The organism is Paraburkholderia dinghuensis (assembly GCF_003837865.1).
GTDB lineage: Bacteria > Pseudomonadota > Gammaproteobacteria > Burkholderiales > Burkholderiaceae > Paraburkholderia > Paraburkholderia dinghuensis.
Genome location: NZ_RQIS01000026.1, coordinates 38338 through 63592, shown reverse-complemented (window position 1 = coordinate 63592; position 25255 = coordinate 38338). Strand labels below are relative to the sequence as shown.

Below are 25255 nucleotides of genomic sequence, written 5' to 3'. Positions count from 1 at the left end.
ATACCAACGTTATCGGCTCGCAGGTCAATGGCGGGCAGGTGACGGCAAGCGTCGGCGGCAACCTGAACATCCAGAGCGTGCAGGACACGACGCAAAGCAATGCGCATCAGTCAAGCGCGGGGGGCGGGTTCAGCATCAGTCAGGCGGGCGGCAGCGTGAGCTTCGGCGCGCAGAACGGACACGGCGATGGAACTTATGCGCAGGTCAACGAGCAGGCGGGTATCAATGCGGGCAGCGGTGGCTTCGCCGTCAGCGTCGGCGGCAATACGGACCTCAAAGGCGCGGTGATATCGAGCACGGCGGACGCGGAAAAGAACAGCCTGACGACGGGAACACTCACCTACAGCGATATCGAAAACCACTCGCACTACAGCGCGAACAGCAACGGGATCAGTGCGGGTGTGGGTATCCAGAACACAGGCAAGGCGCTAGGGCCAGGTTCGGTGAGTGGTGCGCCTGCCATCTCGCCAATGATCACGCAGAGCGAGAGCGGCGATTCGAGCGCAACCACGCGCAGCGCGATCGGCGCGGGAACGATCTCGATTACGGATCAGGCAGACCAGACGCAGGACGTATCGAGCCTGAGTCGCGATACGGCGAATACCAACGGTACCGTGTCGGCCACGCCTGACGTCCAGAATCTGCTGAACCAGCAGGCGGACACGATGCAGGCGGCGCAGGCTGCGGGTCAGGTCGTGGCGCAGGGAATTGGCGCGTATGCGGACAAGAAGCGCGATACGGCTACCGATAAGGCGACCTATGATGCCTGGGACGAAGGGGGAGACAACCGCGCGCTGTTGCAGGCGGCAGGTGGTGCGCTGATTGGCGGGCTCGGCGGTGGCAGTATATTTACGGCCGCAGGCGGCGGGGTGGCTGCGGGGCTGACCTCACTGGCCGGCAAGCAACTTAACGAACTGTCGAAGGGCATCGCCTCGGAAACCGGCTCGGAACTGCTCGGCAATCTGGTGGCGAACATCGCGGCGAACCTCGGTGGTGCGCTGGTAGGAGGTACGGCAGGTGCATCAACGGCATCGAGCGTGGACACGTACAACCGCATACTCGACAAGGGAACCGAAAAGGACCTGCCAAAAGAGTTAGCCATGCGGGCTGCCGCGGCAGGCCTTACCAACCCGGACGGCTCTCCTGTTACCGCAACCCAGTTTGCCAACCAGCTTGGGCTGATGGGCTATAGCGACATAAGCGGCACACAGAGTGGCGCTGCCGCGACGGTATATTTTGGGGCACCTCCCCAGGACGGAACGACCTGGATTACAGATACCGCCACCGGATATTCAACCCAGGTGCTCGGAGCACCCAACGCTGCGCTCCAGAAATTTATCCTGGCGAATACAAACGGCCAGGATGTACCCCTGCCCCAGCAGTATTCGGCTTCGCCTGGGGTATATCCGTCCGGCTTATCGTTCAATATCACGGGGCCGTTTACCAAATTCGATCAGGCTGACCTTGACTACGTACGAACGACCACTGCGGACGTGGCTTCGATGATTTCGACTACTGCTGGGCGATTTGGATCAGTGACTGCGGCGGCAGCATCCCTTCCATCACCCTACATACCTATATTCGATTCGGCGACATATGGTGCGACCGTGGTCGGGATAACAGCCGATGGCGTCAGCCAGTTAGTGCGGCCGAACGTAGGCCAATATTGGCAAAACGGATTGACTTCAGTTGTTTCAGATCGGGTTTCGACAATAAATCCAATCGCCACGCCTGTTGTCAACGAGGCTGCGAATGCGTTCAATGCGAGTGGTATCGCTACGTCTATCCAAAATTCAATCAATTCGTTTTGGGGTGGAGTTGTTAATTCGGTGAAAAAATGAAACTCATAGAAGACGGAAATCTATCAGGATGGGTATGTACAGCTTTTATCGTGACAGGTATTGGAATCTGCTACTTGACATTCAAGTACCTCCCCCCTTCGATCTGGAGCGCGCTCTTTGCGTTGTCTGGACTCGGACTTGCTGCGGTGGGGGGGATGTGCTCTCGCGCACGACTAGCCCACATCAAGCCATTCGATAACAGTTACAAAAAGGCCCGGAAGAGTTATGAAACGAAAGACGACGAGGAAAGCAAGTCGTAGTTTGCTGCCGGGCTTTGCCCGGTTCGCCTGTTTACCGAAATCACGTTATGTAAATCCCAAAAAGGCTGGCGACCCTACCGCTCACAGCTCTGGTGTGTTAAGTGAAATTGCCGCTGGTTCAACTGTGGTCAGCATTACCGCCGACGCAGTATCGCAATTGGCACAACCCAATGTCGGCCAATATGCATGTCAGGGAGCGGTATCAGGCGCTGGGAAAATCGCCGGAAACATCAATCCAGCGGGGTCATTGATTGTGAACGGGGCCACTTCCGTTATTAACAATATTCCACTTGCGACAACAATCCAGAATTGGATAACTCAAAAATCGAATTCGCTTTTTAATCCGAGTGGAACGAAATAATGAAACTAATTGAAGACGGAAATTTACCCCTTTGGTTGCATATAACCCTATTTATATTAGGGCTGGCAATCTTTGGAGGTAGCCTGGCGTCCGATTGGTTGCCGAGATGGATCAGGATGTTTGGTTTCTTCTTGGGTGTCGGAATGGTGATTTTAGGTGGCTTATGTAGCCGTGCGCATATGCTAAATATCAAGCCCTTTGACAACAGTTACAAGAAAGCCCGGAAGAGTTACGAAACGAAAGACGACGAGGAAAGCAAGTCGTAGTGTGCTGCCGGGCTTTGCCCGGTTCGCCTGTCTACCGAAATCACGTTATGAAAATCCAAAGAAGGCTGGCGGCCCTGCCGCTCACAGCTCTGGTCACCCTCGCGTCAAACGCGCAGACCTTGCCCGATGTGGCGGCTGCAGCCCGCGCAAACGCCGAACAGCAACAGCAGGTCCAGCAGCAACGCGACGCACAGCAGCGCGCGGCATCGGTCGCCGCGCCCGTCGTCCGCTCGGCGGCTCCTGTTGCGGGGGAATGGCCAGTCCTGCCTGTCGAAACGCCATGTTTCCGCATCGACACCTTCTCCGTCGAGGTGCCCGACACACTGCCCGAGGCGACCCGTGTGAAGGGCGCGTCTGCCCTGCCAATGGACCCGTTTGCATTCCTGCACGACTGGCTGCGGCATTACGAGGGGCAGTGCGTGGGCAAGCAGGGCCTCGACATGCTGACCAGGGGCCTGCAGGGCGTGATCCTGAGTCACGGCTACATCACCACACGCGTGCTGCTGCCAACGCAGGACCTGTCCACGGGAACAATGAAATTCGCCCTCATACCGGGCGTGATCCGCCATCTCAAGTTCGCCGGCGCCGATACGCGCGGCACCTGGAAGACCACATTTCCCGCGCGCGATGGTGACGTGCTCCAGTTGCGCGACCTGGAGCAGGGCCTGGAGCAGATGAAGCGCGTACCGAACCAGGATGCGAGCATGGAGATTGTGCCCGGTACGGTGCCGGGCGAAAGCGACGTGGTCATTACCGTAAAGCGCACCAAACCCTGGTCGCTCGTGGTCTCCGCAGACAACTCGGGCACGGACGCGACCGGCCGCTATATCGGTAACGTGTCGCTTGGCCTGTACAACCTGCTGGGCCTGAATGATGTGCTTTCGGCAGGCTTCAACCAGGATCTGCAGTTTGGCAATCACGACCTTGGCACGCATGGCTGGAATGCCTCGTATTCGATTCCATGGGGTTACTGGACCGGCACGCTCTACGGCTACACGAACACGTACTACCAGCAGATCGCGGCGGTCAACCAGACCCTCGTGTCGAGCGGCAACGCGCAGACGGCGGGCCTGAAACTGGAGCGGGTCATTCACCGCAGCCAGAGCGATGTCTCGGGCGTCGAGTTCCAGTTCATCAAGCGGTGGGGCGCAAGCTTTATTGCCGACACTGAAATTCCGCAGCAGCACCGCGACAACACGTTCATCGAGGCAGGACTGACCAACCGGCATTACTTCGGCGCGGCGCAGTTCGATGGCACGCTCGCTTACCGGCAGGGCATCGGTGGACTAGGGGCGCAGCCCGATACGCCGGGCGGTCCGACCTATCGCTTCAAGATGGCGACGCTCGACGCGAACCTCTCGGTGCCGTTCGCGCTCGCGGGGCAGTCGTTCCGCTATGTCGGCACGCTGCACGGGCAGTTCACCAACGACGAGCTGAACTACATCGACGACCTGACCATCGGCAGCCGCTACACGGTGCGCGGCTTCAGCGGTGAAACGATGCTCGCGGCGGAAAAAGGTTTCTACTGGCGCAACGAACTGCAGTATCCGCTCGGGCAGACGGGGCAGGCCGTCTATGCGGGACTGGACTACGGTCGTGTGTGGGGACCGTCTACTGCGCTGCTGGTGGGCACACAACTGGCGGGCGCAGCAGTGGGATTACGCGGGGGTGTACCGACACGCTTTGGCGCGTACAGCTATGACGTCTTCGCGGGCATGCCGATCTACGTGCCGTCCGGGTTTCCGGCGTCGAGCGTAACACTCGGATTTCAGGTGACAGCGCAGTTCTGATGAGGAAAGCACAACCCCGCATCCGGCCCCCTGCCGCAACGCGCGATACCCGAGAGGATCGGGAACTGACGCCCTTTCTGGGCGCGCAGGTCGCGGCCCTGCTGTCCGGGAGTCATGAACCGCGGCCCCGTTGCCCACGCTGCGACGGCGAACACGTCACGAGTGCCGGATTCAAGGCGCGCCAGAGCGGGCGTTGCCGATGTTCGAGTGCCAGACGTGCGGGCGCTACTTCGCTCGCACCGTCGACACGCCGTTCAGCGAAAAGCACCTCAAAAACCTCGATCTGTTCATTTCGCTACTGTCGCAGCCGGTCTCGTGCGTCGAAGCGGGCGAGCAGATGGGCAGCCTGCCGGCGGACATCGGCAGGCGCGTGATGGCCTGGCGCGAGTGGCTCCTGCGACTCGATCCGGGTGGCAGGTGGGAGCGGTGCGTGCGGCTCGGTGGTCGACCGACCGAACTGGAACCTGCGCCGCTGGACTATGCCGAGGTTGGCGCGCGCGAAGATCTCGCCTTGACCGTTCGCCTGAGACGCGAATTCGACGAACTGAATTCGACCAGTCGCCGCCCGCCGCCATGTCCTCGCTGCGGTAGCCGCAAGACCCATTTCTCGGGGGAATCGAAGGGCGGGATTCCGGGCTTTCAGTGCGGAACCTGCAGGCGCAAATTCAGCCGCCGCAGCGGTACGCCGTTCGTCAACACGAAGACGGTTGCATTTGAGCGCATGAGGGAATTCATCCGTTACCTGGCGCTGCCACTGTCGATCATGCAGGTGTCGGAGATCGTTGGGACCAGTGCCGGGATGGGGCAGAAGTGGCGTGACATGTTTGCCGCGTTTGCCGACCAGCTGGAACCAGGCGGCAGCCTGGCGTCGAAAATCCGTCTCGGTGTCACGCCGGACGGGACTACGCCGTGTCCGTTTTGCGGGCGGACGGAGACGGCGCAGCATACGGATGGACGCGGCTGGTCGTGTGCGGGGTGTGGGCGGCTGTTTTCGATGCGGCGCGAGGTGGTCGAGCGGAGCGGCCGGCTGCATATCGTAAGTGACGCGGCGTAGCTTGCCCGGAGCACACGTCGATGTCAGACGGCATGTGAGCATGAAAAGGTTCAGTCAATGAAGAAGCAGACTTCATCCCTCCGCGCACGCCCAGCACGCACGAAGGAAATGCTGTTGCCGCTGCCGGTTGCCAGAGGGCGCGCGCTTTCGCTGGAAAACCACCTCGCGCTGGCGACGGTCCGCGCGGGTCACGGCAACCCCGACCAGCTCTGCCGTCTGCTGCAGGTGGTATATCTCGCGTTTTACCTGCGTGAGGAGACCGCCGCTGGCGCGGAAATCGACCCATACCGCCGCGCGGAGGCGGCGCTTGATGCGTGTATCAGGCGCGTGAAGCATCACACGCCCTGCCTGATGCTGGACCTGGAACTGGCTGCGGTCGAGCGGGTGGTGGTGCTGCATGATCAGCAGCTGGCCGGCACGTCGAAGCATCGCTATGCGCAGGCGTGGGAGCGGCTGCAGCGCTTCATCGCCAGTCAACAACGCTCGCCGATTCCGGCAATCGCCACCGGTCAGTGAGGGCAGCGGCACACGGCTTCGTGAATGCCAATCAGCGTTACCACTTGTGTCAAACTCTTTCGTCGCAAGATATCGACGTGAATTGCGCTCGGCTGTGCACGTGTCAAACTCTCTTTCACCGGAGCGTGACCACTCACGCCGCTAAGTAGCTGATTTCATGATGCGCCTTGTGTCAAACTTTATTGTGCGGTCACAGCTGCCTCGTGTCTTTCCTTGCGCGTCAAGCACTTGGCCGCGATGTCCCAAGCTTGCCCACAGCCCTTTCCACGAATTCTGTGGAAAAGTGCAGCAAGCCGTGCCTGCTTCACAGCTTCGACGCGTCAACCCTTGCGCGTCAGGCACTTAGGTCGGCTATCCCAAGCTTGCCCACAAGCCTTTCCACGGAATCTGGGGATAAGGCCAGAGCGCGACATCCGGCTCGCAGCCCAAACCAGCACTACAACGCAGCGCGCTACGACATCACTGCCCCGGCTGCTGCTGCACCGGCGGCGTGTACTGCGCGGCGGGGCCGCCGGGAGCGGGCTCGGCATCGTCAGGCGTCGGCGTTGGTGCGAGCGCCGGCTCCTGCGGGAGGTGCGGCGATGTCGCAACCGGCGCGCTTGCCGGAGCGATGATCGGCGGCAAGCCCACTTCGTAAGGCTGTGACGCAGCAGTCGGTGCGGACGCCGAAGGCACCGCCTCGGAAGCTGCCGAAACGCCAGCCGCAGCCGATGCCGCAACTTCCGGCGCCGGAGCCGACGCCGGCGCAGCCCGCTGCGCCTGAACCGGCGCACGTTTGACCGGTGCCTCGACCTTCGGCGTCGGCCCAAACAACTTCTCAATCCACGCATTCAGGTTTTGCCGGAACGTCTCAAACACCCCAGGCGCCACTTCCGTATCGAACCGCGCGCGCAGATCGACCACACGCGCACGAAGCGCACGCTGGAAGAAATCGCCGACGATCGGCAGCGCGCTGCGCGCCCCCTGCCCCCAGTAGTCGTCGAGCGTCACGCGGCCGTCGTCGAATCCCACCCACGAGCCCGCCACGAGCTGCGGCGACATCAGCACGAACCAGCCGTCCGTGTTGCCCTGCGTGGTGCCGGTCTTGCCCGCGACATCCGCGCGGATGCCGAAGCGCGAGCGGATGCTCGATCCCGTCCCGCGGTTCACCACGTCGCGCATCACGTCGATCAGCGTGCGGTCGGCGGAAGCGGAGAGTGCGCGCTGGGGCGACGCACTCGCGAATTCCGCGAGCACGTTGCCCTTGCTGTCCTCGATGCTCGTGACCATGCGCGGTTCGATGTATTCGCCATCGTTGGCAATCGTGCTGTATGCCGACACCATCTCCTTGAGCGTCACCGGGCTCGTGCCGAGTGCAAGCGACGGCACCGGGTCCAGTTGGCTGTCGCGCACGCCCATCGCACGCGCGAGGCGCGCGACCTTGTCCGGGCCCACCTGCATCATCAATTGCGCCGTGATGCGATTGCGCGACCAGGCGATCCCGTCACGCAGCGTCATCGGCTTGTTGGTCGGCGCTTCGGCGTCGTCCGGTCGCCAGATTTCCTCGCCCTTCACCGGAATCTCGACGGGTTGATCGATGAAAGTGTCAGTCGGTTTCGCACCGTTGGCGAAGGCCGCGCCATAGACGAACGGCTTGAACGTCGATCCGGGCTGGCGCCGCGCCTGCTGGACGTGATCGTAGGGCTCGTCCGTGAAGTCGCGGCTGCCGACCCACGCCTTGATCTGGCCGTTGCGCGGATCGATCGCGAGGAAGCCCGCCTGCACTTCCGTCTTCGTCTTGCACAAACCGCGCATGAACGCGTGATCGGAGGCGAGATGCTTCAGCGCATCCTGGTCGTTTGCTCCCGCGTCGCGTGCCGCCTTGTAGTCCGGCGTCTCGCGCATGAACGTCCTGAAGAGATCATTGCCCGCGTTGCAGCCGTTGCGTCCACTCCACGCGCCGTTTGCGATGCCCTGCAACTGGTTCGCGTGCTGCGTGAGCGCGGCCGTCGCCATCGACTGCAGGCGCGCGTCGATCGTCGTGCGCACAACGAGTCCGTCTGAGTACACGTTGTAGTCGTTACGGTCCGCCCACGCGATCAGCCAGCGACGCAGTTGCTGTGCAAAGTGCGGTGCGGGGCCCGGCGGCTCGGTCTGGCGCTCGAAATCGATTCCCAGCGGCTTCTTCGAGAGCGTCGCGTACTGTGCGGGCGTGAGCTTGCCGTACTTCACCATCTGCCCAAGCACCGTGTTGCGTCGTGCGAGCGCGCGCTCGGGGTTGAGCACCGGGTTGTAGTAGGCGTTGCCCTTGAGCATGCCCGTGAGCGTTGCGCTCTGCAGGATGTCCAGCTGATCCGCCGATACGCCGAAGTACGTGCGCGCCGCCATCTCGATACCGTATGCGTTGTAGAGGAACGGAACGGTGTTCAGATACGTTTCGAGAATCTGCTGCTTGCTGTAGACGGCCTCGATCTTGAACGCCGTGATGGCTTCCTTGATCTTGCGCGTGAGCGTGGGCGCGCGGCCGATCTCGTCCGGATACAGATTGCGCGCGAGTTGCTGCGTGATCGTCGATCCGCCCTGGCGGTCACCCGAAAACGTGCGCAGCGCGGCACCCGCCGTGCGCTTGAAGTCGATGCCGTGATGTTCGTAGAAGCGGTGGTCTTCGGTCGAGACCAGCGCGTCGACCATATACGGCGAAATCTCGTTGAGCGGCACCCATTCGCGATTCGACGGCTTGAATTCGGCTAGCAGTTTGCCGTCGGCGGAGAGGATCTGCGCGGGCTTGTCGACGCGCGCCTTGCGGATATCGCCGATGCCGGGCGTGAATGGGATCAGCACCAGCACGTAGAGCACGACCAGCGCGGGGACCGCGGCCATCGCGTAAAGGACGGTGCGCCGCGTGGGATGCCGCAGATGGTCGAGCCCTTTGGCGAGGAGTGGCCGTATCCGGGCGCAAGCGGCCGCGAAGAGCGGTTTGACACGGGCGGCGGCGGCCGCGAGAGCAGGCCTCAGGCGGGCGGACCATTTCGCGAATTGATCGCGAACACACGACACGTAACGCTTCACGCGGGAAAGGGATTGGCTGGCAAAGCGTGCATCGTATCAAAAATTCCTGGACCGTCCGGCGGCGAGCCTCGATCGCCGGGCACGGGCCGCCGAAGTCAGCCGCTTCAGGCACTTCACTCGCACTTCAATCGCACTTCAATGAAATGGAATGCCGGCCGACCCGCCATCGGTGAGATGAGACCGATGTTGTGTAAATGCCACTTGCGTCCCCACGAGACTGCGTGCGCCCTTCCTCAGGTGGTGACCACTGAAGCGTTACCGCGTCGGTATTTGAGACCGATGCTTCATTTAAATGACGGGATTCTTCTTAATTTCAGAAAGGACCGTTCGAAACGCGGAAGGCATTTTATCGAGATCGCTTTTCTATACTCCGCAGCGCTTCAACCCAATATCGCTATAGAACTGGAGTGTTACAGTGAAAAAAATATCTATCGCCGTTGCATGCGTTGCTGCGTTCGCCGCAGCATCGGCACACGCTCAAAGCTCGGTTACGCTGTACGGCCTCATCGACGCCGGCATCGCTTACACGAATAACGTGGGCGGCTCCGGTCGCGTCGCGCTTCAGAGCGGCAACATCAGCGGCAGCCGCTTCGGCCTGCGCGGCGGCGAAGATCTCGGCGGTGGACTCAAGGCCATCTTCGTGCTCGAGAACGGTTTCGACGTCGCCAACGGCGGGTTGAAGCAGAACAACCGGATGTTCGGCCGCCAGGCTTATGTTGGTCTGGCCAGCAACACGTTCGGCACGGTGACGTTGGGCCGTCAGTACGACACCACCGTCGATTTCGTCACGCCGCTGTCGGCGACGAGCGGCACGTTCGGTGATTCGGGCTTCGCACACCCGTATGACAACGACAACCTGCAGCACACCGTCCGCTTCAACAACGCGGTCAAGTTCACGAGCCAGAACTACAACGGCCTGAAGCTCGCCGGCATGTATGCGTTCAGCAACAGCACCGAGTTCGCCGTGAGCCGCGCATACAGCGCAGCCGCGAGCTACAGTTTCGGACCGCTGAACGTCGCTGCAGGCTACCTGCAGACCAATGGTTCGGGCCTCAAGGTCGGCGCCAACTACGCGAACACCACCGGCGCGGTCGACCAGGCCGAAGTCAAGTCGACCGCCAATGGCGGCAACCTGACGTCCGACGTGCAACGCTCGATCGCTGCAGGCGTGAACTATGCGTTCGGCCCGGCAGTGGTGGGCTTCGTTTATTCGCACGCCCAGTACCAGGGTACGAGCGCATTCGGCCTGAACAATGGCTCGGCACGCTTTGACAACTACGAAGTCAACGGCATGTACAACTTCACGACGGCACTCAAGGCCGGCATCTCGTACACGTACACCGACGCGCATCTGAACGGCGCGACGACGTTCGGCGCCGATCCGAAGTGGAATCAGGTGAACGCGATTGCGCGTTATTCGCTGAGCAAGCGCACCGAAGTTTACGCCGAAGCCATGTACCAGCACGCGTCGGGCAGCCAGAACGTCGCGGTGATGTACAACGCGGGCGGGGCGTCGTCGACGGCCAATCAGGTGATGGGCGCGGCTGGCATTCTGACGCGCTTCTAAGCTTGTCGAAAGGCAAGTCCTTTGGCCCGCCTTACAAGGTGGGCCAACGGTGTGGTCGGGGCTGAACAGCCCGACCGAAACAGCCCGACCGGCTTACCTGCCGATCGGGCTGTTTCTTTTTTCGGGCCAGGCGTCCCGCCCCGCTCGACGATTCCGCGACGTCTCACTTACGTCGTCGGCCGGATCATCTGGAACATTTCGCCAATCTGGGCGTAGTCGGCACGATAGCCGGCGCGCATGACGGGCTGCGCCGCGTGCGTGTCGAACACGCCGTCCTTGAGATATTCCTCGCGGATATGCACCCCCACCACCTGGCCGAGGGCGAGCCAGTTGTCCATTGGCGTGCCGTCTATCGTATTGAGCCGCACGACCTGAAGCAGTCTGCATTCGAGCGCAGCGGGCGACTCGGCGACATGCGGCACGTTCACATTGCGCCCCGGCGCGGGCGTGAGGCCTGCGAGCGCGAACTCATCGACATCGGCGGCGACGGGAGCCGATGTGCGGTTCATCTGCGCGGCGAGCGGCTTCGACGTCAGGTTCCAGACGAATTCGCCGGTTTCCTCGATGTTGCGGATGCTGTCCTTGCGGCCTTCGCTGCAGAACCCGATGACAGGCGGAAACGTCGCAAACGCACCGAAGAAGCTGTACGGCGCGAGGTTCAGGCTGCCTTGTGCCGAGCGACTGGAAATCCAGCCGATCAGGCGCGGCGCGACAATCGCCTTGAACGGATCGTGAGGCAGACCGTGGCCGATCGCGGGATCGTAGAAATACGTGTTCGACATGGTGGTGGTAAATCTCGTGGGGAAGCCCAGACGGGGGCGCTAGCGTCCGGAATTCGCGGACATTGGGAGCACGTCCGTCAGGAACAAGACACTGCGCGCCATATTACCGTGGCGACGAAGGCAACCCGAGCGCCACCGCGCCAACGGGCGTGTTGAAACCCGCTCCCACGAGACCAGCGGCATACCCCCGCGCAGCAATCGCGCCCGCGTAACCAGTCAGGAATTCGATGAGCAATGGCGGCTGGTTGAGTTGCGACAAATATCGTTGTCCGTTCGACTATCCGGAAAACTCGAACTGGTGCCAAACGAGGCACGCCTTGCGCACCGGGCTTGTCCACAGTTTTCGTGGAAAGGGATGTGGAAAACCTGGGCATATCCCGGACAAGCTATTGATGCGCAACGTTTTTCCGTCGCACCACCAGATTTGTGCAGCGTGGCGTACCGCGCGACACAACCGCCCGCGATGAGCGCGCTGCCTTCACGCGCTTGGGGTACGCGTCGTCCGAATCGGAGAAATGGAAGCTTGCGCGAATGCACAGCGCAAGGCGCCTCGCCGGCACTTGCTCGCGCGGCACGACGAACCGCAGCCAGTGGCCAACCACGCCCGCCACTTTCGTAGCCATGCTCATGCCGATGGCACCCTTCGGCACGCCAACTGACATTGCATGCGCCGCTGCCCGCAGCAAAGCTGCGACTGCAAATGCAACAGGGCCGGCTCTCTCCAGAGAGCCGGCCCTGCATGGCAGAGGTATTCGTTGCGGCAAGCGTGGCGGCTGACGCCGCGCTCTGTGCCGCGTGTGCGCGAGTTAGCCGCGCGGCGTGCCGAACGGCAAATAGTGCGAGCGACGAATGCGTTCGGCTTCGCGGTGACGCGCAGCGTACGAGTAATCCGAATCCATCGGCAAGTACGGCGAGACGAAGAACTCGCTCACCCTTTCGAACAGTGCGAGGATAAAGCTCATGGCGACTCCCAGTCAGTTGGTAGGTCAGGGTTTTCCCTAAGACGAACCCATTATAGGGTTTTCCCTGACATCCGCCTAGTGCGTCGCAGCAAAAAATCTGCGGCAGTGCGCCGCACCGTTGAGCACATCGCCATTGCGTTGCATCAAGACAACACTATGACGACGGTGCAAGGGGTCGAATTACTTTTTATTGGCTGGCTGTATGCGCATGGTGAACGTGCGTCGCGGCGCGCTGCGTGTGGTGCGCAGGGCTCGTCGCCACCGGACGGGCTGTGCTCTGCGAAGCGACTTGCGCGGCAGGTGCCTCGGCCTGGGACGGAAGACGCGCCAGTGCGTTCGCGATCACGGCCTGCTGGTCCTGCATCATCTGCGCGAGGCGCTGCTGCTGGGCGCTGGCGTCGGTCGCGAGGCGCGAAACGATAAGGGTCTGCGCGACGCCGGCAGCCACAGTCACCAGCAGCGCGCCCACGACAGCACCGAGCATCCACCTCATGCGGCGCGACAACTCGGCCGCCGCACGGCGCTGATCCGCGATCACGCCATTCAGCGCGTCAATGGCCTCTGCAAATGCCGCCGCCCGTGCGGGGTCCATCTCAGGCGGCACCAGGCGGGCGGCGGACGTTGTGGCGTCGGCAACCGCTGACTCGGCCACCATGCCCGCGCGCGTGAAATCCCCGGCATAGCGGAACGAAGGCACCGGGCGATCGCTAGCTGGCGACGCTTCGGCGCGCGATGCGTTGGCCGGCTCGGCGGGCTGTTCCGGTCCGGCGGAGGGGGCATCGTCAGTGGCGGCGGAATCGGCGTCCGCTTCACGCGATACCGTCCGGCGACCCTTCGCCGGTCGCGGCGCGGCGACGGTTCGATTCGAACGCAACTGCGCAAGTGCCTGCCCGGGCAGCATCGGTTCGGTAGCGGCCTCGTTCACTTGAGTCGCGGCAGCGTCCTGGAAAACCACCTCGGCAGCGGCGCTCCCCTCTGCCAGGGTGGGGGCCTGCGGCCTGTCCGTTACCGGTACAACCGCGTCGGCTGTGATTTCGCTGCCCACGGACGCGGTCGCCGCAGATTCCAACGCCGCGGCGACTTCGCTCGCTACGCTCCCGTTAGCATCGTCGCGCAGCGCGGTATCCGTCGCGGCCCCGGCTGCAACCGCCGTCGCGGCTTCCGCCTGAACGCTGATGTGCGACACCGCAACCAGCGCCTCAGCACCGTCTGTCGTCGCGGTGACCTGCGATGCCTCGACCGCCTGGCGCTCCTGCTCCTGCAGTTCGAAACTGTCCGACACGCCCGTGCGATCGCCGGTCCCGGTCACCTGAACGGGCGCATGCAACGGATCGGCGGCAAAGAGATCAAGGGTGGTCTCGTCGCGCAGCGGCTCGCCCGGTTGTGCGAACGCCTGCGTGGATTGCGCCGTGCGCGCTGGCTTGTTTTCCGTATCGCGGGCAGCGGACGATGTCCGGCGCTTCGACGGCCCACGACGCGCCGCGCGCGAGGGGCTCAGGAGATCGTTATCTGCGTTATCTGCCATGAGGAATCGAGGCTTCCTGAACCGCGCGAGGACTGGTCCGGTCCGCCGCGCAACATGTTTTATCGAGACCGCATTGTCGCATGACCACTCGCGGGAACGGCGCCGCTCTCGTGGCGCGCAGCGAGTGAAACGCGAGCGCGGCAAGCATTACAGCAGCTTGCGCGCCGCGCGTCGGACGGGGGGCGCAGCGTACAATCGCGGACGTCGACACTCTGTCGCACCCGTCTTTGCCACAGACCCCGCTCATGACTGCACACTCCGGCGCAGAAAGGCTGCGCGATCACTTCGACCGCATCGTTTTGCCACTATGGCGCGGCCCGGGCTTCAACGCCGCGCTGCGCCTGCCCTACGAGGCACTGGACGCCGCTGGAGCCGCGCCGCTGCCTGTCGCCCGCTACCGGGCGATGGCGTGCGCCCGCCAGCTTTTCGTTTTCACGCAGGCGGGCGATATGGCGCACGCCCATACGCTTTTCGAAGCCTTGCAGCAGTATTTCCAGGACCCCGTGCGCGGCGGCTGGTTCTATAGCGTCGACGCGCAGGGCGCACCGCTCGATACGACCAAGGACCTCTACACACACGCGTTCGTCGTGTTCGCGTGCTCGGTCTATGGCCAGCGCGCAGGCAACAGCGCGGCGCTGGACGTTGCACGTGCAACGTCTGCGTTGATCATCGACCGCTTCGCGGCTGAGGACGGCCTCTTCAACGCATCGCTCGACGCGTCGTTTGCTTCCGTCACCGGCGCGCCGCTGCAGAATCCGCTCATGCATCTCACCGAAGCCTGGCTCGCCGCCCGCGAAGCGACCGGCGATGCCGCCTTCGATGCCGCGCTCACGCAGCTAATCGAGGCCGTCGCACGGACCTTCCTGCATGCGCCGACAGGCTGTATCGCGGAGTTGCCGGTCGGTGCGGCCGGCAACCGGCTCGAGCCCGGGCATCAGTTTGAATGGTTCTGGCTCGCGTCCTGCGCGGGGGAACGGCTGGGCGCGTCGGGGCTCGACCTGGCCCTCGCGCGTGCGTTTCGCTTCGCCGTGGAGCATGGCGTGGACCCTGAGAGCGGCGCCGTCGCGGCTGCGTTCGACGAACAAGGTCGGGTGATCGACGCCACGCAGCGCATCTGGGCGCAAACCGAGTATCTGCGCGCCATCGCCACGCACGGCGACGCTGCTGTGACCGCCACGCTGCCCGCGCAGATCGGCCGCTTCGAGGCGCGCTTCCTGACGCCGCGGGGATGGGTCGAATGCCGAAGCGCTTCGGGAGACGTGGCGCGCGCCGACATGCCGTCGACAACGCCTTATCACCTGCAATCGGCCTATCTGGCATTGCCGGGTTGAACGCCAAGGGAGCGATGCCGCACGAAGGACGCTCCGCTGCGCACCGCCGATACCCCGAAACCGGAACGACCCGGCACTGACGCGAACACCACGGCGGCTTGCCACACTTCGCCGCGCGGAACGCGTCAGCCGCCAGCGATCGCTCGCTGGCGCGCACCGCGGCAGCCTTTTAGACGGATTTCCCGCAACAACAGGCGCACTCCTTTTCGATTCACCTTGCGCCGCCGCGAGGCGCTTCCTAGAGTGGTTGGGACACCATGCGGGCGTGGGCCCGGGGAATCCGACGATGACTGATCTTGTGGATCGTGCGCGCGGTGCTCTGCATGCGCAACCGTTCAGCGTGTTGCTTGGCACCGATCTGATGCACATAGGGGCGGATGAACTGACACTGCGGCTGCCGGTACGCGACGAGCTGAGGCAGCAACATGGCTTCGTCCACGGCGGCGTAATCAGCTACCTCGCCGACAACGCGCTGACCTTCGCGGGCGCGCTCGCGCTCGGGCCGCGGGTGGTGACCGGCGAATACAAGATCAACTATCTGCGGCCGGCGCTCAACGGCACGCTGATCGCACGGGCGAAGGTGATCCACGCGGGCCGCCGGCAGGCAACCTGCCAGTGCAGCGTGTACGTGATGGAGAACGGCGACGAGCACCTCGTCGCGATCGCGCAGGGGACGGTGATCCGGCTTCCGGAGCAAGAGGGGCGCAGCGAGGCGGACTCCGCAGCCTGAACCGCGCGAATATGACGTGAAACGCGGGGCGCGCGGCCCCGCGGGTACCTCACTGCTAACAACACGCAGAACGCGAGCGACAGCCGCTTACTCGGCGGCGCGCGTCCTCTGCGTCTGTTCGCCGAGCCCCTCGATACCGAGGCGCACGGTCTGGCCCGCCTTCAGGAACACCGGCGACGGCTTCACACCCATGCCAACGCCCGGCGGCGTGCCAGTCGAAATCACGTCGCCCGGCTGCAGGCTCATGCACTGCGAGAGATACGACACGAGCTTCGCGACGGTGAAGATCATCGTGCGCGTATTGCCGTTCTGATAGCGGTGGCCGTCGACTTCGAGCCACAGATTGAGGTTCTGGGGATCGGACACCTCGTCGCGCGTCACGAGCCACGGGCCGGTCGGGCCGAAGGTGTCGAAGCCCTTGCCCTTGTCCCATTGCCCGGCGCGCTCGATCTGCCACTCGCGCTCGGAGACGTCGTTGACGATGCAGTAGCCCGCCACATAGTCGAGTGCGTGCGCCTCGTCCACATACTTCGCGTGCTTGCCGATCACGACGCCCAGTTCGACTTCCCAGTCGGTTTTCTTCGAACCGCGCGGAATTTCGATGTCGTCGTTCGGGCCGACGATCGCGCTCGTCCACTTGTTGAACACCACCGGCTCGGGCGGCACGGGCATGCCGGACTCGGCGGCATGATCCGCGTAGTTCAGGCCGATGCACACCATCTTGCCGACATGGCCCACGCACGCGCCGATACGCGGATTGCCTTCGACGAGAGGCAGCGTTTCCGGGTCGATCGAGCGCAGCTGCGCGAGGCCCGCATCGGAGAGCACGTCCCCCGCGATGTCGGTCACCGCGCCCGCCAGCGAGCGGATCCGGCCTTCGGCGTCGAGCAGGCCCGGCTTTTCATGGCCTTTCGGGCCGTAGCGAAGCAGTTTCATTAGCTGTGTTTCCTCTGAGACGTTGCAGTGAAATCCAGTGTCGCGGGGAAGCTGGAACCAGGCTCAGTTCACCCAGCCGCCATCGATCACGTGTGCCTGGCCGGTCGTGAACGACGACTCGTCCGACGCGAGATAGAGCGCGAGCGCGGCGATCTCCTCCGGCTTGCCGACGCGCCCCATCGGCTGGCGCGCGATGAATGCCGCGCGCGCCGCATCGACGCTCGTGCCCTGCACGCCCGCCTGCGTCGCGATGCGCTCTTCGAGCGAGGGCGACGCCACGGTGCCCGGACAGATCGCGTTGCAGCGGATGCCGCGCGTGACGAAGTCGGCGGCGACCGACTTCGTCAACCCTATCACAGCCGCCTTCGACGCGCCGTACACGCAGCGGTTGGGCACGCCCTTCACGCTCGACGCCGCTGACGACATGTTGATGATGGACCCGCCGCCCGCATCGAGCATGGCGGGCAGGAACGCGCGGATCATCCGGTACATCGCCTTCGCGTTCAGGTCGAATGCGACGTCCCAATCCTCATCGCTCGCATCGAGGATCGAGCCTGCATGCACGAGCCCCGCGCAGTTGAACAGCACGTCGATCGCGCCAAGCTCGCGCGCGAGCGCCGCGATGGCCTGCGCATCGCGCACATCCAGACGCCGCGCGTCGACCGGCAGCGACGCGAGCGCGTCGGGACGGATATCCGTGGCGATCACGCGCGCGCCTTCTCGTGCGAACAGTTCGGCGGTGGCGAAACCGATGCCCTGTCCCGCCGCCGTAATCAACGCTGTCTTGCCGGCCAGTCTCTGTGCCATCTGTCACTCCGGTTGGAATTGGTTGGATTCGGCTGGAATCCGTTGAATCGGTTGGAATTGCGGCCGCGCGATACCGCGTAGTGCAGCCGCTTTCAGGCGATGAAGCTTGTATCGGTACCGTCCCGCGCTCACAGTCGGTAAAAAGCCGCCGCGTTCGCGCCGAATACGGCCTGGCGTTCAGCATCCGTGGACGTCGCGAGGAGGCGCTGCGCGCACACGTGCCAGCGTTCATAGTCACCGTTGAGATTCAGCACCGGCCAGTCGCTGCCCCACATGAGGCGCTCCGCACCGAACGCCGCCAGCAAATGCTCGATCCACGGACGCAGCGTTGCGTCGGTCCAGCCCGGCGCGGCTTCGGTGGCAAGCCCCGAGAGCTTGCAGCACACCTGCGGGAAACGCGCGAAGCGCGTAATCGCGTCGGCCCAGGCGGACCAGCCCGCGTCGCCGTCGCGGATCGGCGGCTTCGCGCCATGGTCGATCACCACGCGCAACGCGGGGTGCCGCGCGAGAAACGTGGCAAGCGCGTCAGCGTGGCGCGTGAAAATGAGGGCGTCAAAAGCGAGGTCGTGCGCGATCAGCGCTTCGACCGCGCGCGAGGTATCAGCGGTGGCGATCCAGTCGTCGTCGGGCAGGTCCTGCAGCATCGGGCGCACAGCGCGCAATTTCGGCTCGCGCGCGAGATCGGCGATGAGTTCGGGCGCTTGCGGATCATCGAGCGGGACCCAGCCCACCACGCCCGCAATCGACGCATCATCGCGTGCAAGCGCAAGCAGATAGCGTGTCTCTTCGACGGTTTGAGCCGCCTGCACGACGACGGTGCGCGTCACGCCACAACGCTCGCGCAGCGGTGCAAGGTCGCGCGGGCCAAAGATGCGGTACAACGCGGTCATCGCAGGCGTAAGCCAGTCGTAGTCGCCGCGCGACGGGTCCCAGTAGTGCTGGTGCGCGTCGATCTTCGCCGTCGTGGCGGTCGTGGCGGGCGTCGTCATGTCAGTACGAGGGCAGTGGCGCGCGTGAATCGACGAGGCCCTGGTCGCGCAGCGCGACCCACAGACCGGCGGGAATGGCCGCTTCGAACGATGTCACGTTCTCGCGCACTTCGGCCGCGCTGCGCGCGCCGTTGAGCACCGTCGCAATCGCGGGATGTGCATACGGAAACTGCAACGCAGCAGCAGCGAGCGGTACGCCAAATGACCGGCACACGTCATCGAGCCGGGCAACGCGTTCGAGTATTTCGGGCGGCGCATCGCCATAGTTGAACTTGCGCTCGCCGCTCAACCCGTGCGCGAGAATGCCCGAATTGAACGCGCCGCCGAGCAGGATACTCACGTTGCGCGCCACGCATTCGGGCAGCAGATCGTCGAGCGGCGCCTGTTCGAGCAGCGTATAGCGACCCGCGAGCAACGCACAGTCGATATCGAATTCGCGCATTAATTCGAGTATCACCTCGCGCTCGTTCACGCCAAGGCCCACGGCCTTCACGGCGCCCGACGCGCGCAATTCATCGAGCGCGCGAAAGCCGCCGCCTTCGGTCAGCTGCCGCCAGTAGTGCTCGTTATGCTCGCCATGCGTGTACCGGCCGATGTCGTGGATGAGCACGATGTCGATATCGACGATGCCAAGTCGCTGCTGGCTGTCCTCGAACGAACGCAGGATGCTGCCGTAGGTGTAGTCGTAGATGGCCTCGAACGGCAGCGGGCGATCCCAGCCTTCGCTGCCGTCGTAGGGATGCGTGCGCGGCACGAACCGACGGCCCACCTTCGTGGAAATCGCGTACTCGCTGCGCGGATGACGCCTTAGCGCCGCGCCGAGCCGATGCTCCGCTTTCGTATGGCCATAGTGCGGCGCAGTATCGAAGAAGCGTATGCCCGCTTCCAGTGCGGCATCGACCGTCGCTTGCGCATCTTCTTCGGAAAGGTCGCGATACAGGCCGCCGAGCGGCGCCGTACCGAGGCCCAGTGCGGTCACGTCGAGCGCGGTGCGCCCGATGCGGCGCGTTTGCGCCACCTGCGGATGAAGCGCCTGTGCCATGCGAGATACCTCCCGAAGGTCATTGGCGACAGATTACGCCACAGCGGGCGCGCGTCAATGCGGGACAATCTCGACGGTTGGCGCAGACGCCCTTCGCTCAGCGCACCACCACCGGATCGCGGCTCGCGCCTTCGCCGCGCGCTTCGCGCTCCACGATCTCCACATAGAGCCGTTCGAGATCGCGCGTGAACTGTTGCGCGTCGAAGAGCGGCGCCTCGTAACGCGCCCGCGCGAGGTGCTCACGCAACTGGCCGCGCCAGCCCGGATCGGTTGCGATCGCAAGCGCAAGCTGGAAGTACGCGTCGAGATCGCGCGCGACGAGCGCCTCTAGCCCGACCGCGTGCAAAAGGCTCGCGCCCACGCGTCCGGCGAACAGATCGCCCGCGATGGTCACCATCGGCACTCCCGCCCAAAGCGCGTCGCTGCCGGTGGTATGCGAGCCCACAGGCAGCGTGTCGAGCGCGCAATCGGCCAGTTGCAGGCGCGCGAGGTGCGCATCCTGCTTCACGCGCGGCGCAAAAATCACTCGCGACGGATCGACACCCTGTGTCTGAACGAACGCCCGCAGGTTCGACTCGGCGCGCTCCGAGCCCGGCGCGAGCAGCCACAGCACGCTGCCCGGCACCGCGGCAAGCAGCCGGCACCAGATCGCCATCATCTGCGCGCCGAGCTTGAACGTCTGGTTGAAACTGCAGAACACGACGCCGCTCGCGGGCAACCCGGCTTCGGCGCGAGACGGCGCCGGCGGCACGAGGCGCCGGTGATCGTTCGGCTGGTAGCAATGCGGCATCAGCGCGAGCGTCTCGCTGTAGTGACCGGCCGTTTCGGGCGGCGTCACCACCGCGTCGCCGATCAGGTAGTCCGCGAGCCGCGCGTGGCCAAGCGAGCCCGGGTAGCCAAGCCAGCTCACGATCACAGGCGCGGGCCGCAGCGCCGTGATGCCGAGCCGCGTATCGGTCGTGTACCCCTTCAGGTCGACGAGCACATGCACGCCGTCATGCGCGATCTGCGCCGCGGCCTGTTCGTCGCTCATCGAGCGAATGTCGTGCAGCGTCGCAGGCAGGGTCGCGAGTCGCGCGCCCCAGGCATCGCCGGCCGTGGGGCTCCACGAATACAGATGGACGTCGAAACGCGCCGGATCGTGCAGTTCGAGCACGCCCGCAACGAGACGCATCGTCGCGTGATCGTGAAAATCCGACGACAGGTAGCCGATGCGCAAGCGGCCACCCTGGGCAAACGCCGCGAGCGCCGCAGCAAGGCCCGCACCGCGCGCCACGAGCGGCACCGCTGCGAGTTCGCCGCGCCAGCGGCTGCCGGCGAAGCGCCGCCCTGCGTCGCGATGCAGCGCGGGCGTCAGCGACGGAATGCCAAGCAGGCCCCACGGCGTCAGATGTTCGGCCTCGCCGGAGGCGACCATCGCCAGCGCTGCCGCATCGATCTGCGGGAGTTGATGCCAGTGCGCTTCCCGTCGCCGCACGTACTGCGCCGACTCCCATCGCCCGCCGCGGCAATAGGCTTCGTCGGCTTCGTCGAGGCGGTTCAGACGCTCCAGCAGGCCGCCGTAGCACTGCCACAGGTGCGGCGACGCGGAATCGATCGCGAGCGCCTGGCGCAGGCTCGCTTCGGCCTCATCGACGCGCCCCGCATCCTGCTGCAGCATCGCGAGATTGCCATAGGCGAGCGCGTAGGCCGGATCGGCCGCAATGGCTTCGCGGTAACACGCCTCGGCCTGTGCTCGCGCGTTGGACTTCTTGAGCAGGTTGCCGAGATTGTTGAACAGTCGCGCATCGCGCAAGCCCGCGCCGATGGCCCTTTGATACGCCGCGATCGCGTCCGCGTCGCGGCCCTGCCAGAGCAGCGCCCAACCGAGATCGCGCCAGTATGGACCGGTCTCGCGGATCGCGAGCGCCGAGCGGATCGCCTGCTCCGCTTGCTCGTAGCGCGACTGCCGCGAGAGCGTCACGCCGAGTTGATGGAGCGCGTCGGGATGAGTGGGGTCTTGCGCCAGCAGTTCGCGAAACATCGTTTCGGCGAGGGTGAGCTTGCCGGCGTCCAGCAGGTCGATGCCGCGCGTGAGCAGCCTCGCGGACCGCGCGGAGGATGAATGGGGGGCGGTGTTTTTCATCCCGCGATGATAGGAAGCGCCGCCGCGCGCGAACATCAGACACTTCCGACATCGAGCCGTGTGGCGCTGCGGCCCCTCGAAGCTGCGCCTCGCGACTAGAACGCATGCGCGCAAAACGTTAGAATGGCGGCCCTTTCAAATTCCAGCACGCCGCGCCCGTCCTGCAGGGCACGCGGCTACCGCGCACGCACCCCACATGGCGAAACTCCTGACCGATCAAGAATTCCAGCGTTTTTCCGAGCTTCAGCAGAAGCAGGCGAGCTTCACGATCACGAGCGACGAGGCCGACGAGTTGCGCGACATCGTCGCCCGCGCGCAGAAGAAGCGCGACGACCGCGCGAATGCGATGAAGACCGTCGAAACCGCGATCGAGCAATTCCAGATCACGCCCGACGAACTGTTCTCGCCGGAGCAGATCGCCGAAGCCGCACGCAATTTCGGCCTGATTCCGGCGACGAAGAAGGAGCGCGTGCTGCCGCCGACGCTGACGTTCAACGGCAAGACGCATCAGTGGACGCGCACGCTGCCCGAAGAACTCCGCGCGCCGCTCTTCGAAGCGTTCGAGGGCGGCCAGTCCGTCAAGGCCTTTATCGCGACCCCGAAGGACGCCGCGCGCTGCGCCGCGACCATCGCGCGCCTCGAAAAGGAAACCGGCGCGCAGTACGGCGAAACCTGGCTCGAAGAGCTCGCGCTCACGCGCGGCCAGGTGGACGACGCACGCGCGAAGCTCGCTGCCTGATTTACGCCACCGCGTTTCGCAACTGCGTTTCGCCACCGCGGCCGTGAGGCCGCATGAACCGGCTTGAATCGGATTCAGGCCAACTGCGTCAAAACTGCGTCATTCAAGCGGCATCCGGAAGCCAACCACGCCGGGGTCCTCGGTCGGCGTCACGGTGAAGCCGACTGAACGCGCAAGCCGGATCATCGGCGTGTTCTCGCGCAACGCCTCGCCGAGCATCCAGTGCGTGCCGCGCGAGCGTGCATACGCGATGATCCGCTCCATCAACATGTGTCCGAGGCCGCGCCCCTTCAGGCCGGAGAGCACGGTCACCGCGAACTCCGCGGTCTCGTTGTCCGGATCCGTCACGGCACGCACCACGCCGAGGGTGCGCGGCTTGCCGTCCTCGTCCTCGACCGTCGCGATGAGCGCCATCTCGCGGTCGTAGTCGATCTGCGTCATGCGTGCCAGCTGTGTATGGTCGAAGCTGCGCACCGCCGAAAAGAACCGCAGTCGCAAATCTTCAGGCGTCATCGACGCGATCAGCGCGCGATGCGGCTCTTCGTCCTCAGGGCGAATCGGCCGGATCGTGAGGCGCTGGCCAAACCAGTCCAGCGTCTCTTCGAGCCGGCGCGGATACGGCATGATCGCGAAGCGGCTGCGCTTGGCGGCGAGCCGCAGGCGCGGCGCCGCGAGCAGCGTTTCGGCGGGCAACACCCGCAGCGTCAACTCCATGCCGACGATCTCGCTCACGTCGCACACGGCCTGCGAAAGTTCGGTAAGCGCGATGAGCGGCGGCTCAGGTGTGCTCAAGCGATGCGCGTGCGGCGACTGTGTGACGATGTCGCGCGCCAACGTCGGATTGAGCGGGGGCAACCCGTAGACGCGCAAGGGCGGCGAACTGCCGTCCATGGACGGCGCGACGAAGTGGAACACCGGCCCGAAATTCTCGTCGTCGCGAAACTCCACGGCCACCTCGACCACCGGCTCGACCGCGTCTAGCGTAACGCTTTCACCGGGCGTCCACGTCCGCAGGCCGAACAGGCCCAGCAGCTTCGACGCCGCCTCGCCGGTCAGCTCGGACTGGCCCGCCGCCAGCGCTTCGCGCGCCAGCGCCTGTGCGGCCTCGATCGCATCGGCGCGCTGCGCGGGCGTGCCTTCGGGTGTCTGCATCAGCAGTGCGCGGCCAAGCCGGTAATCGACGAGACGCGTGAACGCGCGCGCGAGCCGCCGCGGCGTCGTATGCACCGGGATGCCATGCGCGTGCAGCGCGTCGCGCATGGCCGCGTCCACGCCGCCGAAGAAGCACGCCAGTACCCCACGATACGCCACGCGCTGATTCTCGATGAGCGTGCGCGCCACGTCCTCGACCGGCGCGCTATGCGTCGGCCCGTGCACGACAAACACCGTGCCCGTCTTCGGATACGGCCCGAGCGTCTGCATCGCGAGCGCGAAATCCTCGGGCGTCGCCGTTTCGCCGAGCACAAGCGGATTGCCGGGCTCCACGTGCGGCAGCGCCGCGCGCATCGCCGCGCGCGCATCGTCGGGCCAGCCCGCGAGCGTGTCGCCCGCCATGTTGAACGCGTCGCGCGCAAGCGTCGCGACGCCACGGTCGCTCGTGATGAGCGTGGCCGTGTCGCTCGCGGCAACCCGGCCCACGCCAAGCGTTTCGATTTCGTCGAGCAGGTCGTCGAGCGTGTCCACGCGCACCATGCCCGCGCGCCGGAACGCCGCGGTATAGAGCGCGTCGCCCGGATCGTCGCGTCCGCTGCGCAGCGCGAGCACCGGCTTGTTACGCGCCGCCGCACGTGCCGCCGACATGAACTTGCGCGCCGCGCGCACGGAATCGAGTTCGAGCAGGATGGCGCGCGTCGACGGATCGCTCGCGAGGTAGTCGAGGACGTCGCCGGCATCGACGTCGGCTTCACCGCCGAGCGCGATCGCATGCGAGAAGCCAAGCCCGCGCCTGTCGGCCCAGCGCAGCACGGCATTGGTGAGTGCGTTCGACTGCGACACCCACGCCACGCCGCCGGGCCGCGCGACCGTCGCCGCCGCGCCCAGTTGCGCGTTGAGCGCAGGCGTGATGACACCGACGCTGCCCGGCCCGACGATACGCAGCAGGTGCGGACGCGCTGCGGCCAGTGCGTGGCGAAGGTGGGCGTGGTCGTCGGCATCGCGCACTTCGCCGACAAGGATCGCCGCGCGCGTGCCCATGCCGCCAAGGCGATGCACGAGCGACGGCCACGTGGCGGGCCGCGTGCAGATCATGGCGACCGTGGGCGCTTCGGGCAGGTCACCCGCATCGGAAAGCACGGGACGCCCGTCGAAACCTTCGGCGTAGTTGGCGTGGTGCGGATTGACGGCCCACAACGGCCCGGTGAATCCCCCTTCGATCACGCGCCGCCACACCATCTCGCCGACGCTGCCGGGACGCCGCGAGGCGCCGATCACGGCAATCGATTTCGGCTGGAATAGTGCATCGAGATTGCGTACTGTCACAGTCTCTCCTGACTGGTTGGATGAACGTCACAGACGTTCTTTCTGTTTCCGCGTCAGGATATGCGAATCGTGGCGTCGGCGCGCCGATTTCGCGCAAGGTATGTTC

At 64.6% G+C, this 25255-nt stretch carries 19 protein-coding genes; 9 read left to right on the top strand and 10 right to left on the bottom strand.

All coding sequences use genetic code 11. From position 1 onward, the window contains the following. The 5 genes from D1Y85_RS27985 to D1Y85_RS24935 form a co-directional block, all read left to right on the top strand. Positions 1-1841, top strand: a 1841-nt coding sequence (locus tag D1Y85_RS27985; protein ID WP_185219124.1) for a hemagglutinin repeat-containing protein, incomplete at its 5' end; no start/stop codon positions are given. Between the two features lie 225 nt (positions 1842-2066). Beyond that, the gene (locus D1Y85_RS24955) at positions 2067-2462 is read left to right on the top strand and encodes a hypothetical protein (protein WP_124153755.1); all 396 of its coding nucleotides are present in this window, start codon (positions 2067-2069) and stop codon (positions 2460-2462) included. A gap of 313 nt (positions 2463-2775) precedes the next feature. Then, on the top strand, positions 2776-4518 hold the full coding sequence (locus D1Y85_RS24945; RefSeq protein ID WP_124153753.1) for a ShlB/FhaC/HecB family hemolysin secretion/activation protein: 1743 nt from the start codon (positions 2776-2778) through the stop codon (positions 4516-4518). Between the two features lie 199 nt (positions 4519-4717). Further along, positions 4718-5572 (top strand): DUF746 domain-containing protein, encoded by an 855-nt coding sequence (locus D1Y85_RS24940; protein ID WP_185219123.1) that lies wholly within the window; start codon positions 4718-4720, stop codon positions 5570-5572. Between the two features lie 108 nt (positions 5573-5680). Continuing rightward, the gene (locus tag D1Y85_RS24935; protein WP_124153752.1) at positions 5681-6088 is read left to right on the top strand and encodes a hypothetical protein; all 408 of its coding nucleotides are present in this window, start codon (positions 5681-5683) and stop codon (positions 6086-6088) included. Positions 6089-6547: 459 nt separating this feature from the next. Here the strand turns inward: D1Y85_RS24935 and D1Y85_RS24930 are convergent, their stop codons facing one another. Further along, complete coding sequence (locus D1Y85_RS24930) at positions 6548-9082, bottom strand: penicillin-binding protein 1A (RefSeq protein ID WP_425466983.1); 2535 nt, start codon at positions 9080-9082, stop codon at positions 6548-6550. A 469-nt stretch (positions 9083-9551) separates the two neighbouring features. Here D1Y85_RS24930 and D1Y85_RS24925 point away from each other — a divergent pair, with 469 nt between their 5' ends. Beyond that, the gene (locus D1Y85_RS24925; RefSeq protein WP_124153751.1) at positions 9552-10703 is read left to right on the top strand and encodes a porin; all 1152 of its coding nucleotides are present in this window, start codon (positions 9552-9554) and stop codon (positions 10701-10703) included. A gap of 167 nt (positions 10704-10870) precedes the next feature. Here the strand turns inward: D1Y85_RS24925 and D1Y85_RS24920 are convergent, their stop codons facing one another. The 3 genes from D1Y85_RS24920 to D1Y85_RS24915 all read right to left on the bottom strand — a co-directional run bounded on the left by D1Y85_RS24920 (position 10871) and on the right by D1Y85_RS24915 (position 13972). After that, positions 10871-11485, bottom strand: a complete 615-nt coding sequence (locus D1Y85_RS24920; protein ID WP_124153750.1) for a flavin reductase family protein — start codon at positions 11483-11485, stop codon at positions 10871-10873. A gap of 806 nt (positions 11486-12291) precedes the next feature. Further along, complete coding sequence (locus D1Y85_RS27265) at positions 12292-12447, bottom strand: hypothetical protein (RefSeq protein ID WP_185219122.1); 156 nt, start codon at positions 12445-12447, stop codon at positions 12292-12294. A 187-nt stretch (positions 12448-12634) separates the two neighbouring features. Beyond that, on the bottom strand, positions 12635-13972 hold the full coding sequence (locus D1Y85_RS24915; protein WP_124153749.1) for a hypothetical protein: 1338 nt from the start codon (positions 13970-13972) through the stop codon (positions 12635-12637). Positions 13973-14217: 245 nt separating this feature from the next. Here D1Y85_RS24915 and D1Y85_RS24910 point away from each other — a divergent pair, with 245 nt between their 5' ends. Beyond that, positions 14218-15303 (top strand): AGE family epimerase/isomerase, encoded by a 1086-nt coding sequence (locus D1Y85_RS24910; protein WP_124153748.1) that lies wholly within the window; start codon positions 14218-14220, stop codon positions 15301-15303. Positions 15304-15589: 286 nt separating this feature from the next. Beyond that, entirely contained in the window at positions 15590-16033 is a 444-nt protein-coding gene (locus tag D1Y85_RS24905) for a PaaI family thioesterase (protein WP_124153747.1), read from the top strand. Between the two features lie 87 nt (positions 16034-16120). Here the strand turns inward: D1Y85_RS24905 and D1Y85_RS24900 are convergent, their stop codons facing one another. The 5 genes from D1Y85_RS24900 to D1Y85_RS24880 all read right to left on the bottom strand — a co-directional run bounded on the left by D1Y85_RS24900 (position 16121) and on the right by D1Y85_RS24880 (position 21932). Continuing rightward, entirely contained in the window at positions 16121-16969 is an 849-nt protein-coding gene (locus tag D1Y85_RS24900; RefSeq protein WP_124153746.1) for an ureidoglycolate lyase, read from the bottom strand. Positions 16970-17032: 63 nt separating this feature from the next. Further along, the gene (locus tag D1Y85_RS24895; protein ID WP_124153745.1) at positions 17033-17776 is read right to left on the bottom strand and encodes an SDR family oxidoreductase; all 744 of its coding nucleotides are present in this window, start codon (positions 17774-17776) and stop codon (positions 17033-17035) included. Between the two features lie 128 nt (positions 17777-17904). Continuing rightward, on the bottom strand, positions 17905-18765 hold the full coding sequence (locus D1Y85_RS24890; RefSeq protein WP_124153744.1) for an amidohydrolase family protein: 861 nt from the start codon (positions 18763-18765) through the stop codon (positions 17905-17907). A 1-nt stretch (position 18766) separates the two neighbouring features. Beyond that, positions 18767-19807, bottom strand: coding sequence for an aldo/keto reductase (locus D1Y85_RS24885; protein ID WP_124153743.1), 1041 nt, complete (start codon positions 19805-19807; stop codon positions 18767-18769). A 97-nt stretch (positions 19808-19904) separates the two neighbouring features. Then, a complete protein-coding gene (locus D1Y85_RS24880; RefSeq protein ID WP_185219121.1) occupies positions 19905-21932 on the bottom strand; it encodes an O-linked N-acetylglucosamine transferase, SPINDLY family protein in 2028 nt (675 codons plus the stop codon). Positions 21933-22128: 196 nt separating this feature from the next. Between D1Y85_RS24880 and D1Y85_RS24875 the strand changes: the two genes are divergently transcribed. Next, positions 22129-22671, top strand: a complete 543-nt coding sequence (locus D1Y85_RS24875) for a hypothetical protein (protein ID WP_124153741.1) — start codon at positions 22129-22131, stop codon at positions 22669-22671. A 99-nt stretch (positions 22672-22770) separates the two neighbouring features. Here D1Y85_RS24875 and D1Y85_RS24870 read toward each other — a convergent pair whose 3' ends face one another. Then, the gene (locus tag D1Y85_RS24870; RefSeq protein ID WP_124153740.1) at positions 22771-25149 is read right to left on the bottom strand and encodes a GNAT family N-acetyltransferase; all 2379 of its coding nucleotides are present in this window, start codon (positions 25147-25149) and stop codon (positions 22771-22773) included. Between the last annotated feature and the right edge of the window lie 106 nt (positions 25150-25255).

Bases quoted from the DNA above. Each gene is read 5' to 3' on its own strand.
- D1Y85_RS24955 (WP_124153755.1), top strand. From the start codon at position 2,067: ATGAAACGAAAGACGACGAGGAAAGCAAGTCGTAGTTTGCTGCCGGGC.
- D1Y85_RS24945 (WP_124153753.1), top strand. From the start codon at position 2,776: ATGAAAATCCAAAGAAGGCTGGCGGCCCTGCCGCTCACAGCTCTGGTC.
- D1Y85_RS24940 (WP_185219123.1), top strand. From the start codon at position 4,718: ATGTTCGAGTGCCAGACGTGCGGGCGCTACTTCGCTCGCACCGTCGAC.
- D1Y85_RS24935 (WP_124153752.1), top strand. From the start codon at position 5,681: ATGCTGTTGCCGCTGCCGGTTGCCAGAGGGCGCGCGCTTTCGCTGGAA.
- D1Y85_RS24920 (WP_124153750.1), bottom strand. From the start codon at position 11,485: ATGTCGAACACGTATTTCTACGATCCCGCGATCGGCCACGGTCTGCCT.
- D1Y85_RS27265 (WP_185219122.1), bottom strand. From the start codon at position 12,447: ATGAGCTTTATCCTCGCACTGTTCGAAAGGGTGAGCGAGTTCTTCGTC.
- D1Y85_RS24915 (WP_124153749.1), bottom strand. From the start codon at position 13,972: ATGGCAGATAACGCAGATAACGATCTCCTGAGCCCCTCGCGCGCGGCG.
- D1Y85_RS24910 (WP_124153748.1), top strand. From the start codon at position 14,218: ATGACTGCACACTCCGGCGCAGAAAGGCTGCGCGATCACTTCGACCGC.
- D1Y85_RS24905 (WP_124153747.1), top strand. From the start codon at position 15,590: ATGACTGATCTTGTGGATCGTGCGCGCGGTGCTCTGCATGCGCAACCG.
- D1Y85_RS24900 (WP_124153746.1), bottom strand. From the start codon at position 16,969: ATGAAACTGCTTCGCTACGGCCCGAAAGGCCATGAAAAGCCGGGCCTG.
- D1Y85_RS24895 (WP_124153745.1), bottom strand. From the start codon at position 17,776: ATGGCACAGAGACTGGCCGGCAAGACAGCGTTGATTACGGCGGCGGGA.
- D1Y85_RS24890 (WP_124153744.1), bottom strand. From the start codon at position 18,765: ATGACGACGCCCGCCACGACCGCCACGACGGCGAAGATCGACGCGCAC.
- D1Y85_RS24885 (WP_124153743.1), bottom strand. From the start codon at position 19,807: ATGGCACAGGCGCTTCATCCGCAGGTGGCGCAAACGCGCCGCATCGGG.
- D1Y85_RS24880 (WP_185219121.1), bottom strand. From the start codon at position 21,932: ATGAAAAACACCGCCCCCCATTCATCCTCCGCGCGGTCCGCGAGGCTG.
- D1Y85_RS24875 (WP_124153741.1), top strand. From the start codon at position 22,129: ATGGCGAAACTCCTGACCGATCAAGAATTCCAGCGTTTTTCCGAGCTT.